Raw genomic sequence first — 14,137 nt, 5'->3', positions numbered from 1 at the left:
ATACTTACACCGTAGGCTTGACTACATTGGATGTTTCTTCTTCCTAAGTAACTGTATCTGTTTGAGGTTTTAACAAGTCATTTGACAATTCAGAATTTTCAGATAAAACATCTGTTTGAATTTCCTCAGATAACTCAAAACCGCTAATTGTGTGGGGGGGACATGATACATTGAGGTTCTTTGACAATAAAAAGAAAGTAGGAAATAATTCATGATAAATCATTGTTAAAATTTTAGGAATATTGTTTTCATCTTTTTCTAATATTTCATTTCGCTCATCTGAAGATCCTTGAATTCTAGCAATCCCCTCAATAGATAAACGGACATTTTTGGGGTTAGATAATGCAGTAAATCCATATTTGAATATTGATTGATCTTCACTGTTATCGACTTCTTCAATATTTGCCTCTACATCATATTTGTCTAATTTGGTTATTTTTGGATCATTTTTACTCATGGCAATCGAAGTAAGCTCAACATGCGTATTCATAATGAATGAAATACTAAAAAATTCATTATTACAATGTGTATGTAACATTCCCACACACACATAACAGCATTAGCGACAACTAGAAGTAATATGGACATCGTTGGAACAAAAGAATTCGTTAATTTCATCAATTAATCGATCTAGAGTTAGTTCAGACAAGGTCAACTTGTCCATGTCAATTTCAAAGATCAAGAAAGAATCACACATATTATCCAAAATGTATGATTTTAAGAAATACATGAATTCTGCAGAAATGGTATTTCCTGAAGAAATGGATGAAATGATCCCAAAAGATACTCCTCCTTATCTAGATAATGGTGAGCATTATGTCGAAAGAATTGGCAGGGCATTAAAATTTTTCAAACAATGTGCATTGGTTGGTCCGAGTGGAACGGGTAAAACACACATTGTGTATCTAGTCGCAGAATTGGCAGGATTGCCAATGTGGGAAATTAACTGTGGTTTGGCAACATCCGTTTTTGATTTATTTGGAAGATATGTGGGATTGGGAAAAGAAAACTGGATTGACGGATTAATTACAGGTTGGTGTAGAAAAGGAGGAATTTTATATCTGGACGAGGCAAACATGATGAAACAAGATGTTGCAACCAAACTCAATCCATTGTTAGACCAAAGAGGTCACATGGTATTAACAGAAAAAGATAGTGAGATCATCCATCGACATAAACATGCTTACATGATAATTAGTATGAACCCTGTATCCTCAGAATTCGCAGGTACAAAACCAATCAACGCTGCTATGAGAAGAAGAATGAGTGTTTGGCTAAACTTTGACTACATGAGTGTGGGGGACAACATTGATGAAAAAGAAATTACCATGGTTTCAAAGAAAGGAGGAATTCCAATGGTTGATGCAGAAAGTATTGTAAAAGTAGGAGCTAAACTAAGACAAGAATACAAGATGGGGGATTTACCATACGGTCCATCCGTAGGAGATTTGGTTAACTGGGCAAAAATTTGTTCTGATGGAGTATCGATAATGGAGAGTGGGAATGAAACTCTCATTCCAATGACAAGTGATGATCCAGAAGTTCAAGACGAAGTTAGACATATTGTCAAAAAAGTTTTGGAAAGTCAAACAGCTTCAAAAAAGAAGGTGTAAATTAATTGAAAGATACCATTCAGGATATTGCACATAGTTTGTTTTTTAAGATTTCTGGGCGTAAACCCATAGACATTGACACTTTCTTCATAGAGCAACAATATTTTCCAAAAATTGAATATGAGCCAAGAATGACGGCATATTTTCCATTGCCAAAATCAATTCAAGGGTTAGAAACAATTCAAGGATGTGCTTTTTCAAATTTAGGAGAATCACAAAATTCAATTTTTTCCTTATTTCTGGCCTCAATTTGTCATGCTGCAGGACATGCAAAGGTAACAGATTTTAAAAAATACAAGAAATGGATAAAAGGAAAAAATAAGAAACGAGCATATGAAACAATTGAGTTTATTGAAGATATTAGAGTAAATGAATTTTTAAAAAATGAATATCCGGAATATTATAGTGAAATTGTAAAAATTACAGAATTTTTTAATATAGTTAATGAAAAGAAAGAATTAGAAAATACCGAAAAAAATTCTAAAAAAATATTTTCAAATACATTTGTTTCAAGAATTAAAACAAAAAGAGAAGGATTACAAAGTCAAATTCTTAAGTCAGATCCCAAAGATGATGAAGCATTTATAAAAATTGCAGATATTATTTATGAGTCCTCAAATATTGTTTCAGACCACATGTTGCCATTTGAAGATCATTATAGTCATCCCACGCGAATTGAAAAATGGTTAGAAAATATTATAATAACTACCGATGGAAAGTTCCAAGATATAGTACAAAGATTTGGAGAAGTATGGTTTGAGCAATTAAAACGCAGAGCCAAAATTCAAAAAAAATATGGTGGAATTACAGAAGATTTAGAATTTGACAAAATTGATTTTGCACCAGAAAATATTGGGGAATATTTTAGGTTGAAAAATACCACTCACTTGTTTTTAAAGAAAATGTCATCTCAAATGAAAATGTCACCAAATGTGATGGATGAAGGAATGCCTGAAGATACGGGTTTGTTCGAGATGCAAGCAGCCATTCAAGCAGTTGCAGCTCAAAACAACAGTATTCAAATTTTTGAACAAGATGATTATAGACGAATTGAGGAAGAATGGGCAATTGTCGTAGATACTAGCAGTAGTATGAGATTGAAATTTGATGAAATGAAGAAGTTTGCTTTTTGTTTGGGTGAAGCAGCAAATGAAGTAAACTCAAAAAATGGGGAATGGGGATTTTTTACTTTTAATAATAATTTTACAATAGTAAAAGATCATTATGAGAATTATGATCAAAATTCCAAATCTAGGATTGGTGGAATTGAAATCAAAGGATTTTCTTTTATTGCAGATGCTGTAAAACTCTGTTCTAGAATCTTAGAGAAAGAAAATATCGAAAGGAGATATATTTTCTTAATTACAGATGGTCTAGCTTTAGGAACATATGAAGCAGATAAGAAAATGGAAGAAGCAGTAGAGGCTGCAAGAAAAAAGGGGATCAGTGTTGTTGCAATTGGTATGCCAACAGGAGTAACAAAAATTTTTTCATTATGTATACCCTATGAAGGATTAAGAAAAACAGTATCAAAATTTCTAGGTGCATATACAATGCTTGCAGGAGATGATTTGTAAGTTTCATGATCATTAGTTCAATTTAGTATTGGGTTTAATTCCAAATATAGAATATGCACTTTCAGTTTTTATAATCTTACTCTACATCATAACTTATTACATATATACCAAACTAAGCAAAAAACGTGCAATCAGTACAGTACTTACAACTGTCATCATCTTGGTGTCATCAGTTGTACTTGGTTCAGGTGTTGTTTTGTATGGTACCAGTCTTTTCCAAAGCGGTACACAGACAGAAAATATCAACATCTCAGGAACTAATCTGTGGGTACATACTGAGGCACCAGAGGGTTTAGCTTGGGGCGCAGCAGGAATTAGAAATACAGGAGATAAAGTAGTCGCTGTTGACAAAATACAGATCAGAGGTGCAGATATTCCATTTACACAATGGTATCCGGACACCACAGTTACTGCAGCCACATTCCAGAAGTCATTGAACCATACAGGATGGTCTGGTAGTAGTGGAGCATTAACTGCAGATGCTACTTGTACCGGTTTAGGACAAGATCTACGAATCGATCTAGTTGGCGACGATGATGCAGATGAATCAATTTGTGCAACACAAGCATTAGGTCCAGTGTCTCTAAATCCAGGTCAAGCAGCAGTGATTTACTTCAAGTTAACTAACGGAACAATCACATCACTTGACTCAGGTATATCTACAAATCTTGGAGTATATGCGGGGAAACAGGTGCACCTTTTTCAGTCATAGTGGAAGGAATTTAATTCTAGGCATGTTTCATACAATATTCAAATAATAGTAACAATATTTTTACTCTGTAATTCAAAAAAATTACATACGCGACTAGATATTCTATTACCCAAAAATGTTAGTAATAAAATGAAAACCAAACTAAGCAAAAAACGTGCAATCAGTACAGTACTTACAACTGTCATCATCTTGGTGTCATCAGTTGTACTTGGTTCAGGTGTTGTTTTGTATGGTACCAGTCTTTTCCAAAGCGGTACACAGACAGAAAATATCAACATCTCAGGAACTAATCTGTGGGTACATACTGAGGCACCAGAGGGTTTAGCTTGGGGCGCAGCAGGAATTAGAAATACAGGAGATAAAGTAGTCGCTGTTGACAAAATACAGATCAGAGGTGCAGATATTCCATTTACACAATGGTATCCGGACACCACAGTTACTGCAGCCACATTCCAGAAGTCATTGAACCATACAGGATGGTCTGGTAGTAGTGGAGCATTAACTGCAGATGCTACTTGTACCGGTTTAGGACAAGATCTACGAATCGATCTAGTTGGCGACGATGATGCAGATGAATCAATTTGTGCAACACAAGCATTAGGTCCAGTGTCTCTAAATCCAGGTCAAGCAGCAGTGATTTACTTCAAGTTAACTAACGGAACAATCACATCACTTGACTCAGGTATATCTACAACTGTCAGTATATTTGCTGGCAAAGCAGGCGGCCCAGCAAGCATAACCGTAACAGGCGTAGCCCCTTAGGATAAGAGGAAATTTTTAACTTATCCAAAAAACCTTTTTCTAAATTTTTTAAATTTCAAACTGTGTGTATTGTAATGTTTCATACTGTTCAATATAACTAAAAAATCAAGAATAATTATTGAGTCTAATGGGTAAAAAGAATGAAGAGCAAGGATTAGAAACATTTCTTAAAAGTGAATTTTTATCAGAATTAAATAACGAAACCCCAAAGGGTTCAAAATTATTAGAAAAATACCCGTTAAAAACCCCATTTAGTTATGTAAATATTTTACAAGATTTAGAAACTGGAAGTGTTTCATATCAGGTAGATGAAACTAAATTAAATCAATCTGAGCAAATAGTTTATAATCAACTTTATCGATTGATTGAAGAAAATCTAGATTCTCCTGAAAACATTGAAAAAGATTTTGGATTTATTTCATTTGTAAACAAAATTCTCAAAGAAAATGAAAAATTGTTTGATGAACAATCCCTAGCAAGTCTTGAAAAAGTAAAATATTATTTAGAAAAAGAAATTGACGGTTTTGGGAATATTGATCCAATGATGAATGATCCAAATATTGAAGATGTAAGTTGTAGTGGAATAAACACCCCAATCTATGTATGGCATAGAAAATATGACAGCATTCCGTGTAATGTTACATTTGAATCAGATAAATTAAATTCATTCGTATCTCGAATTGTTTTCAGGGCAGGAAAACACATTAGTTCAGCATACCCAATTTCAGATTTATCACTGCAAGGGAATCATAGAATTTCTGTACTATATCAAAAAGAGGTCACACCTAAAGGAACTAGTTTTACAATTCGAAAATTCAAACAAGATCCTTATTCAGTTATTGATTTAATATCCTTTGGTACAATTAGTGTGGATATTGCAGCGTATTTGTGGATGCTAATGGAAGCAAAAATGTCCATAATGGTCATTGGTTCAACAGGAAGTGGTAAAACAACTATCCTTAACGCAATTACAGGTTTAGTGAATCCTGATTTTAAGATTTTTTCGGTAGAAGATGTAGCTGAAATCAATATTAAACATGAAAATTGGTTTAGTTTAGTATCCAGAGTAGGTTTTGGTAACAATGAAGAAGGGGAAATTGGATTATATGATTTAATTAAATCAGGAGTAAGACACAGACCTGACTATATAGTAGTTGGTGAAATTAGGGGTGCAGAAGCATATGTCATGTTCCAAGCTATGGCTACAGGTCATGGAGGTTTGTGTACAATGCACGCAGATAGTTTAGAATCTGCTAGTAAAAGATTGCAACAAAAGCCAATGGACATTCCTGCATCCTACATGGCATTGATGAATTGTGCAATAGTAATCAGAAGGGTCAAAGGAATGGACGGTAAAAGTACCAGAAGAGCAATTTCAGTTCAAGAAATTAAAACATCTGATTCATATCATGATTCTTTCAAATGGAATCCAAAAACAGATTATTTTGAACCTCAATTAAGAGGTAATGAAATGTTTAATAGAATTTCAATGCAAACAGGACTCATCTCAGATGAAATTCTTGAAGAATATGAAAAAAGAAAGATTGTTTTAAAATGGTTAGTAGATAGAGGAATTAGAAGTTATGATAAAGTTGCAGACTGTATTGGAAAATATTACAGAGATCCTGAAACACTGATGAAGAAAATTGAATATGGTGTATAGATATGTCATTTATTAAAAAACATGAAGAGGAAGACAAGAAAAAGAAATTAAATAAAAAAATTGATCCAGAATTACCCTTTTTTATCACCATAGTAACATTGTTGGCTACAAGTGGTTTTGGTCCATACACTATTTTTTTAAAAATTAAAAACTTAGATTTGCTACCTAATGTCAGATTAGAATCATTAAAAATTTTAAAAAGAATTGACATTTTAGGTCAAGACCCATTAATAGTAATGTCTGAGAGTAAAGAAAAGGGTTCTAGTTTTGGAGATTTTCTCAGTGGATGGGTATCCGCAATCCAAAGTGGAGGGGATGTAGTTAATTATCTCAAATCAAAGATGGATGGTGCATTTGAACTATATGAATCTCAACAAGAAGAGTTAGCAAAAAAAGTTGAGACAGTTATTGAAACATACATGACAATGCAAGTTGTAGTATTAGCTATTTACATCATAATTACAGCAACATCTACAGACGGAGTAGGTACTCCTCCAGGACCGAATGATATTGATCCTCTATATTTTGTGATTGTATTATCGCCAGTAGTGTCTGTATTATTTTCAATTATTGCAGGTAAATTAAATAAATCAAAAGTTGATGAATTAGACTGGAAAAAAATCCTAACATTTGGATTGCCAGGAATTATAGTAGCAATCATAATTAATTATTTAGATTTACTGCCAGAATTAAACTTGTATGTGCTAGGAGGCGCACTAATTGCTGCTGCTGTATGGCCTGCATTAAATTTTAAAGATAAATACAAATTCTCAATTGACGCAGAAAGAGCAACTGCTCAAATTATGAGAGACGTGGCAGAAGCAAGAAAAGCAGGTCTAGGTGCAGAGAAATGTGTCGTAAGAACCACAAAAAGAAAAGATTATGGACTATTTAATCGCGTAGCTAACGGAATCGCAAATAAACTTGAATGGGGTATGACATTAGAGGGTATTTTTGATTATCTAAAAAAAGAAACTAATGATTTTAGAATTTTAATTAATTTCAAAGTATTATTTGAAATTATTTCAGCAGGTGGAGGAAATGTCAATACTTTGATCACATTGGCAGGAGTTGCTGAAAAAATACACAATCTAGAAAAAACAAAAAGAGAAAAACTAAAGCCATTTGTCATGGTGGGATTTATGTTAATTGCAATTACAGGTTTTACCACATTGCTTGTAATTGAATCTCTGACAAGTCTAGGTGCACAACTAGAGACAGATGAAAGTAAAATCTTGCTGTTTGAAACAGATGCAAAATACAGATTTCAATTGTTAGGTATTGCAATTTTAGTTCAATCTTGGATTTCAGGATTATTTTTGGGAAAAATTACTACAGGATCGTATTCTGGAGGCTTCATATATTCAATATTTCTAGTTGCAACATCAATAGGGGCAATAATCGTAATTTCGCTTAAAATATTTAGCGTGTCCTCAATTTTCGGATGACTGTATGTATTGTAATGTTTCATACTGTTTAATATAACAAAAATTTAAAATAATGAATTAGATTGAAAGGTATTTTTGTTATATTAAGCATCATGTTAAGCATACTTGTTGTACCAGTTCAGGCCCAAAGTATATCCGAATTTGGATATCAACTTCACCCTGGAAAACTATTGGAGAATACGGAGGCAACATTACAAATTTTTGTCACTTCAAATGACATGATTGTGCCAAAAGAAATAGAGGATTTACAAGTCGTTAGTTCAGATAATGAGATTATTCAAATTATAAGTGTCACTGATGGAAATGATATTTTTTCCAAAAATGTACAGATATTAGCAAAAAAACCAGGCATTGCCAGTGTAGTGTTAGCAGCTTCTAGTTTTTCTTCAAAAGAAATCATTTTAGAGATATTTACTAACAATAATCACCCCACACAGATGTTGATGAAAGTATCTCCTACGGAATTTCCAGTAGATGGTCCGAGGTTTGGATACATCACTGTAGAATTAGCAACAACTGGAGGATTACCTACAATTGCATCAAAAGAAACCATCATCCATTTAGATACACCCAATAAAGATATCATAAAAATCCAAGAGCCAGAATTAATTATTTCCAATGGGGAATATTATACAATCACTCAATTTCAAATATTAGATTATGGTGATGCAATAATTTTTGCAGAAACAGAAGGGATGGAGAAAATTAGCAGCATTGTCAAAATTCTACAAGCAACAACACCATTACAATTAAAACTATATGTTTACCCTGAAAATTTTATTAGTTTTAGTGGTTCAAAGGGATATGCAATTGTTCAACTTTTAGATGGTAAGGGATTACCTGTTTTAGCAGATGAAGATATCCATTTTAAGATTGGAGTTGAAAATCCAAATGTGTCAATAAATACTAGTCATAATTTTGATGAGGTGATTTTTGATCAAAAAGAATTGGTTATTGAAAAAGGAAGATATTCCACATTTACTAAATTTTCCCCTAGACCAAATCTTGGGGAATTCACTTCAGAAATTGAGCAAACATACAACATGTTCATTTCTGCAGAAAATGTGCAGACTAGTGGAGGTTCATTCAAAATGATTCATGATGAAATCGGAGCACTTGAAGGAAAAGGACCATCAATCACCAAAGCTTTACCATTTCTAACAACTGGGAATGAGGAAATGATTGCTGTAACGTATTATGAAACAGAAATTGAAGTTTCAAGGCAAACGGGTGGTAGTGCTCAAGGCACTACAAATAGACAACTTGCCATAGTAACTGTACCTGTCATGTCTCAAGAAAATCATGAAATTAGTTTTTCATCATCTGAATTAGACACAGTAAACCCAATTGATCCTGTTATGAAAAAAGGAAGTAATGCAGTTATTGTTTACGGGAAAACAGGCACAGTAGCACCTGAAAATACTCTTAATTTTTATGTTAATGATAACGAAGGAGCAAAAACAATCACAGGTAATCCGATAGGACCAATAGAAGATGACATGATGATGGTTGTTGACCCCTTAGTTCCAATAATTTTAGCAGAGAAAGAATTTCCAGTTTTAGGGTATTTGTTAGAAGGCAATTCAGAAGATGGTGAGGAATCCACATCTTCAGTAGACGGAGAGGAATTAGATCCTAGACTAGGGGTCACATATTTTATTGAAGATGGAATTTTGAGTTTTTCAGCAAATGAATTTGTTGACGCAAAATCTATAACAATCAATCAAAATCAACCATATGCAGAAATGAACATGGTGTCAAAAAAAGTCGGAACAACACAAATAGAATATCAAATGGGTAGCTTTGAAGGTTCAACTGCAATTACCAGTCATACAACTGATCCTACACAAATATTTTTATCGTATCCAAAAAATGTCTTGGCAAATTCTGAAACTTTAGCTACAGTTCAATTGCTAGATTCTGTAGGAAATCCAGTTTATTCCAAAGATGACATTAAAATTAAATTAGTTTCAAATGATAAAAAAGTATTACAAGTTCCAGAAGAATTAGTAATTAAAAAAGGCGATTATTTTTCAACTTTTGGATTAAAAACGAATAATGAAGGTACAATAGAATTGGCATTACTTTCAGAAGATTTTGCTCTAAGTAAATACGATATTAATGTAATTGATCTTAGTCCAGTTGCATCATTAGAATTCATTGGCGGGTTGAATTGGAATGAGAGAATAGAGTCAAAATTATCAGTTACAATCCCACAAGTAACAACTTCATTAGATGGATTTAATGTAGAATGGGGCGTTGTAGGGGCAGAAATAATGACTACAGAAAAAATTACAAATAATGAAGGAAGGGCAACTGCAAATATACTTGCAAATGATCAAGAAAAGATTTCAGTGACAGCTACTGTTTCAGGCAACGGTCTTAGATCTACAACAATTTCAGAATCAGTTACCATACTAAATATGCCAGTTATTGAAGAAACAACAAATGAAGATGCAAATGCAGAATCAACAACAGCATTTCAGATAGACAGCACATTATTGGTAATAATTATAATTCCAATTGCCATATTAGGGGCATTATTTTTCCTTAAACGCATAGATAAATTAGATATGATTACAGATAGAATTTCAATTGGAGATAAATTGGAAGAAATTAAAGAGAAAATTTCAGATATTAGAAACAGATAAACACATTGTAAAAGACATGACTAAACAAAAAGAATATTTTTCCTCACTTATTTCACATAGAAGTTGCAGGTAAAGACACACAATGTTTGAAACATTAACAAATTATGAATTAGTTGGAATTAGTTTAGCACTTGTCATGTTGATTTTAGGATCCATTATTGATGTATGGAAAAGAGAGATTCATGATTATTATTGGATCGGATTTGCAAGTGTTGGTTTTCTACTAGTATTCATTAGTTCAGATATTATTCCAAATCTATTGACTATGGGCTTTGCATTAATTATTGCACCATTTGTCATAATAATTTGGAGAGTGGGAATGTTTGGGGGGGCCGATGCCTTTGCATTGATTGCATTAGCAGTTATTGCACCCATGGCTACATTAAATGACAATCCAATATCCCCATTTACCACATTATCAAATGCAGCAATATTGTTTGTAATTCCATTCTTAATCAATATTTTTAGAAATATAATTGCTCAGATCAAAGGCGAAAATATTTTTGAAGGATTTGATGAAAGTATATTGAAAAAAATACTAGCTTCATCGATGGGTTATAAAGCTAAAAATCCAAAATTTTGTTTCAAAATAGAAAAAATTGAAAAGGGGAAAAAGAAAATAGATTTAGCAATTCATCATGCAGAAAATCAAGAGTTCTGTACAACTCCAAATACGTGGATTACTCCTGGAATACCTTACTTATTATTAATCACAGGTGGATTTATCATTCAATTACTCTATGGAGATGTAATTTTAGGCATTTTCCTAAGTACATGATGTGAATTTCAAAATATACTATGTAACATACAATAACATACACTCGTTTATGTCATAATTTAATATAACAAAATTGTTGACAATCACAGAAACCGTAGAAGACAGAATGTTTCAAACAGAAAACCCATCTATGAACTGAATCGCATGCTTGTCAGGTATGATCTCACCCCAAATCAAGTTAAAGTGTACATATTTTTAAGTAAAATAGGAATGAAAACTGCATCCGAAATATCTAAAGCATTAAAAATTCCAAGAACAGAAACATATCATCTTTTATCAACATTGCAACAAAAATGAATTATTCAAGAAATTCTATCAGGTAGATACTTCATCAAAGAGGAAAAAGCAGGAAGTGGCTTGGGTTTGACAATTTGTAAAGTGATTGTCGAGGGTTTAGGGGGTAAGATTTGGGTCGAAAGTGAAGAAAACGTTCAAACCACGTTCTTTTTTAAAATTCCGAAAAAAACTGTCAACATATCCGGGGATAGTGTTTCTGTAAGAAAACAAGAAATCGACATTTAACTTTTACTTACAATAAACCTGGATGAATACTACGTTCATCTTAAATTTAAAAAAATATGTTTTATTTTATTGAACAAGATTAAGAATGTAATTTATTTTATAGTTGGCATGTTATTAGTATTATTTGTAAATCCTACGTTTGCAGAACTCTCTAGTCTAAATGTTAATGATGAATTATTTGTCAAAGGTGACAAGGTAGTGTTTTCAGGTATAGTGGAGGAAGAATCACCAGGTTTAGTAACAATTGTAATAAGAGATCAAAATGATCAATTTGTTTTGCTATCACAAGCAACTATCAATTATGATAACACGTTTGAAAAAAGTGTAATTATTGATGAACAATTTAAAAACTATGGAATTTACACTGCAAACGGATTCATCCTTAACATGACAAAAGGAATATCTACAGAATTCATAATCTCTTCAAATGATTTACCAATTGAAATTAATGAAGAAATCAATGAAGAAGAGAAATTAAATGATTATGAACAATCCAATGACAATTTAATCATAAATGAACCTGAACCAATTGTTGAGAAAAACCAGATTTACGTAGATTTTGCAGATTCAAGTAAAGGCCCATCATACTATGTGGAAAGATATCATTCAGAGTCAACCTACAAGAGTTGGTTTGATAGAAATTATCCCGGTCTAACTATAGAGGAGGCAGTAGGTTATACAGATAATTTCAACGGAATTCCCAAAGTTCATGAAATAGTAGATAGTGAAATAATACCTAGAGCTCAGGCATCATCTATTGTAGAACCAGTTGAAAGATCAGATAATAGTTCGGATATTGCACAAATATCCTTAGCAATGGCAGCTTTAGGGATATTGTTTGGAGCAGTATACGGAGTAAAAAGACAAGTGGATAATAATTCCAAACAAATTTTGATGAATAAAAGCACAATTAGAAAAAGAATTTTTCATTCAATTATTGGAACCAAACCTACAGACATCATACAAACTAGATTAGCTAAAGGTGAGATTAGTTTAGAAGAATTTGAATTATTAAAATTAAAATTGAATTAGTTAGGGGAAACCATAGAACTTTTTTTAATCTGATCTTCAGTCAAAGTGTTTTTTCTTAAATTTCCAAAAAATTCAGCAATCATATCAATTCCTGCAACTACTTTAGGAGCATTCTTCTTTACAAATTCAAGTTTTTCAGAATTAGATTTAGGTTTATTTTTAACATATTCTTGGTAAACTTTGGGACCATCATAATCAACATATGCAATTCTAGCACTAAAATCAGTTCGCTCTAAAACAAGACTATCTCCCCCCACAATTGCAGTATGATAAGGATGGACAATCAGAGATTCAGATAATTTTTGAGATGTGGTAATGTTTGAATTTTGTAAATCAGTTGCAAATACATTAAAATCTGCAAGAAGATAAAATGTAGCATCAGGTTTTGTTGCAGTTACACCTTCAATTGCAGTTAATGCATTGTAAGTATACTCCCCCATGATTTGATGAATATTTCTAGTGATAATAAAATAGTCATCTATTTCTTTGCTTATTTCAAATCCAGCTACAGCAGCATGTTGAATTGGAGTTGAAACTGCAGTATATTCAGTAGCCAATATTTTTTTAAATTGTCTTCTTAAATCAATAGCATGTTGTGGAAAAATAACATATCCTAATCTATATCCGCCTGCTGCATGAGATTTTGATAATCCATTTGTAACAAAAGTCCCTTCAGGATAAATTGCTCCCATACTAACAAATTTTGAGAAGTCATATGTAGTCAGTGCATAAATTTCATCAGAAATCACAGTGATATTTTGTTCTCTACATACATCAGCAATTTCTTCCAATTCCAATCTATCATATAATAATCCAGTAGGATTATTTGGATTATTTAATATCAAAATCTTTTGTCGGTCATGTAATCGTAATGATAATTTTTTAAGACTGTTTGAAGATATTTTTTTATTTGTACGAGTAGGTAACATGTGATAATTTTTTTTTAAAAATCTAATTTGTGGAAGGTATCCTAACCATGCAGGAGTTGGTAAAATAACAGTACCATGTAGAATCTCCAAAAGATTAAAAATTAATTCTTTAGTTCCAGGACCAACATAGATTCTTTCAGGAGATATATCCATTCCAAAATAATGCTTATTGTATTTTGATATGGCAGATCTTAATTCAGGGATACCTGGAACTGCAGCATATGCACCCTTGTCAGCATTTTTGATTAATTCATCTTGAATTAATTTAGGAACAGGAAATGGAGACTGTCCAAATGCAAATCCATAAAATCCAAAACTGCATTCAGGATGAGGGCAATCTGAATGAAATTCTTGTAAAAATGTGTTTAATTTGAGATTTTCAGGCATCTCAATGTCTTCAACCTGCTGATCAACTACAAATTTCATCAACATGTATTGTAATGGTTGAAA

Annotated in this window: 12 protein-coding genes and 1 pseudogene; 11 read left to right on the top strand and 2 right to left on the bottom strand. The window is 32.4% G+C overall.

Going from position 1 to position 14,137, the window contains the following annotated elements; translation table 11 throughout:
- Window positions 1-43: 43 nt before the first annotated feature.
- Window positions 44-490, bottom strand: a complete 447-nt coding sequence (locus ACW9W4_RS06560) for a hypothetical protein (RefSeq protein WP_457761672.1) — start codon at window positions 488-490, stop codon at window positions 44-46.
- 172 nt (window positions 491-662) lie between these two features.
- On the opposite strand from ACW9W4_RS06560, the gene ACW9W4_RS06555 reads away from it, so the two are divergent.
- From ACW9W4_RS06555 to ACW9W4_RS06505, 11 genes and pseudogenes are all read left to right on the top strand, one after another.
- Window positions 663-1,613: an AAA family ATPase gene (locus ACW9W4_RS06555; protein ID WP_457761671.1), complete on the top strand. Its 951-nt coding sequence runs from the start codon at window positions 663-665 to the stop codon at window positions 1,611-1,613.
- A gap of 5 nt (window positions 1,614-1,618) precedes the next feature.
- Window positions 1,619-3,190, top strand: a complete 1,572-nt coding sequence (locus ACW9W4_RS06550) for a vWA domain-containing protein (protein ID WP_457761670.1) — start codon at window positions 1,619-1,621, stop codon at window positions 3,188-3,190.
- Window positions 3,191-3,218: 28 nt separating this feature from the next.
- Entirely contained in the window at window positions 3,219-3,902 is a 684-nt protein-coding gene (locus ACW9W4_RS06545; RefSeq protein WP_457761669.1) for a hypothetical protein, read from the top strand.
- Window positions 3,903-4,031: 129 nt separating this feature from the next.
- Complete coding sequence (locus ACW9W4_RS06540) at window positions 4,032-4,664, top strand: hypothetical protein (RefSeq protein WP_457761668.1); 633 nt, start codon at window positions 4,032-4,034, stop codon at window positions 4,662-4,664.
- Between the two features lie 127 nt (window positions 4,665-4,791).
- Complete coding sequence (locus ACW9W4_RS06535; protein WP_457761667.1) at window positions 4,792-6,327, top strand: type II/IV secretion system ATPase subunit; 1,536 nt, start codon at window positions 4,792-4,794, stop codon at window positions 6,325-6,327.
- A 2-nt stretch (window positions 6,328-6,329) separates the two neighbouring features.
- Complete coding sequence (locus ACW9W4_RS06530; RefSeq protein ID WP_457761666.1) at window positions 6,330-7,775, top strand: type II secretion system F family protein; 1,446 nt, start codon at window positions 6,330-6,332, stop codon at window positions 7,773-7,775.
- Window positions 7,776-7,867: 92 nt separating this feature from the next.
- Window positions 7,868-10,426, top strand: coding sequence for a hypothetical protein (locus ACW9W4_RS06525; RefSeq protein ID WP_457761665.1), 2,559 nt, complete (start codon window positions 7,868-7,870; stop codon window positions 10,424-10,426).
- Between the two features lie 82 nt (window positions 10,427-10,508).
- Window positions 10,509-11,204, top strand: coding sequence for a prepilin peptidase (locus ACW9W4_RS06520; RefSeq protein ID WP_457761664.1), 696 nt, complete (start codon window positions 10,509-10,511; stop codon window positions 11,202-11,204).
- Between the two features lie 126 nt (window positions 11,205-11,330).
- Window positions 11,331-11,498: pseudogene (locus ACW9W4_RS06515) on the top strand (helix-turn-helix domain-containing protein); the annotation flags it as partial.
- Between the two features lie 84 nt (window positions 11,499-11,582).
- Window positions 11,583-11,726, top strand: a complete 144-nt coding sequence (locus ACW9W4_RS06510) for a hypothetical protein (RefSeq protein WP_457762071.1) — start codon at window positions 11,583-11,585, stop codon at window positions 11,724-11,726.
- A gap of 108 nt (window positions 11,727-11,834) precedes the next feature.
- Window positions 11,835-12,758, top strand: a complete 924-nt coding sequence (locus ACW9W4_RS06505; RefSeq protein WP_457761663.1) for an SHOCT domain-containing protein — start codon at window positions 11,835-11,837, stop codon at window positions 12,756-12,758.
- On the opposite strand, the gene ACW9W4_RS06500 is transcribed toward ACW9W4_RS06505, so the two are convergent.
- Window positions 12,755-14,113, bottom strand: a complete 1,359-nt coding sequence (locus ACW9W4_RS06500) for a pyridoxal phosphate-dependent aminotransferase (protein WP_457761662.1) — start codon at window positions 14,111-14,113, stop codon at window positions 12,755-12,757. The genes ACW9W4_RS06505 and ACW9W4_RS06500 overlap by 4 nt on opposite strands.
- Window positions 14,114-14,137: the final 24 nt, after the last annotated feature.

Source organism: Candidatus Nitrosopumilus sp. bin_7KS (genome assembly GCF_054095835.1).
This window is presented reverse-complemented; position numbering and strand designations above follow the sequence as displayed.

What these genes read in the sequence shown, in the direction of transcription:
- ACW9W4_RS06560 (WP_457761672.1), bottom strand. Translation starts at nt 490, where the DNA reads ATGAATACGCATGTTGAGCTTACTTCGATTGCCATGAGTAAAAATGAT.
- ACW9W4_RS06555 (WP_457761671.1), top strand. Translation starts at nt 663, where the DNA reads ATGTCAATTTCAAAGATCAAGAAAGAATCACACATATTATCCAAAATG.
- ACW9W4_RS06540 (WP_457761668.1), top strand. Translation starts at nt 4,032, where the DNA reads ATGAAAACCAAACTAAGCAAAAAACGTGCAATCAGTACAGTACTTACA.
- ACW9W4_RS06535 (WP_457761667.1), top strand. Translation starts at nt 4,792, where the DNA reads ATGGGTAAAAAGAATGAAGAGCAAGGATTAGAAACATTTCTTAAAAGT.
- ACW9W4_RS06530 (WP_457761666.1), top strand. Translation starts at nt 6,330, where the DNA reads ATGTCATTTATTAAAAAACATGAAGAGGAAGACAAGAAAAAGAAATTA.
- ACW9W4_RS06525 (WP_457761665.1), top strand. Translation starts at nt 7,868, where the DNA reads ATGTTAAGCATACTTGTTGTACCAGTTCAGGCCCAAAGTATATCCGAA.
- ACW9W4_RS06520 (WP_457761664.1), top strand. Translation starts at nt 10,509, where the DNA reads ATGTTTGAAACATTAACAAATTATGAATTAGTTGGAATTAGTTTAGCA.
- ACW9W4_RS06505 (WP_457761663.1), top strand. Translation starts at nt 11,835, where the DNA reads ATGTTATTAGTATTATTTGTAAATCCTACGTTTGCAGAACTCTCTAGT.
- ACW9W4_RS06500 (WP_457761662.1), bottom strand. Translation starts at nt 14,113, where the DNA reads ATGAAATTTGTAGTTGATCAGCAGGTTGAAGACATTGAGATGCCTGAA.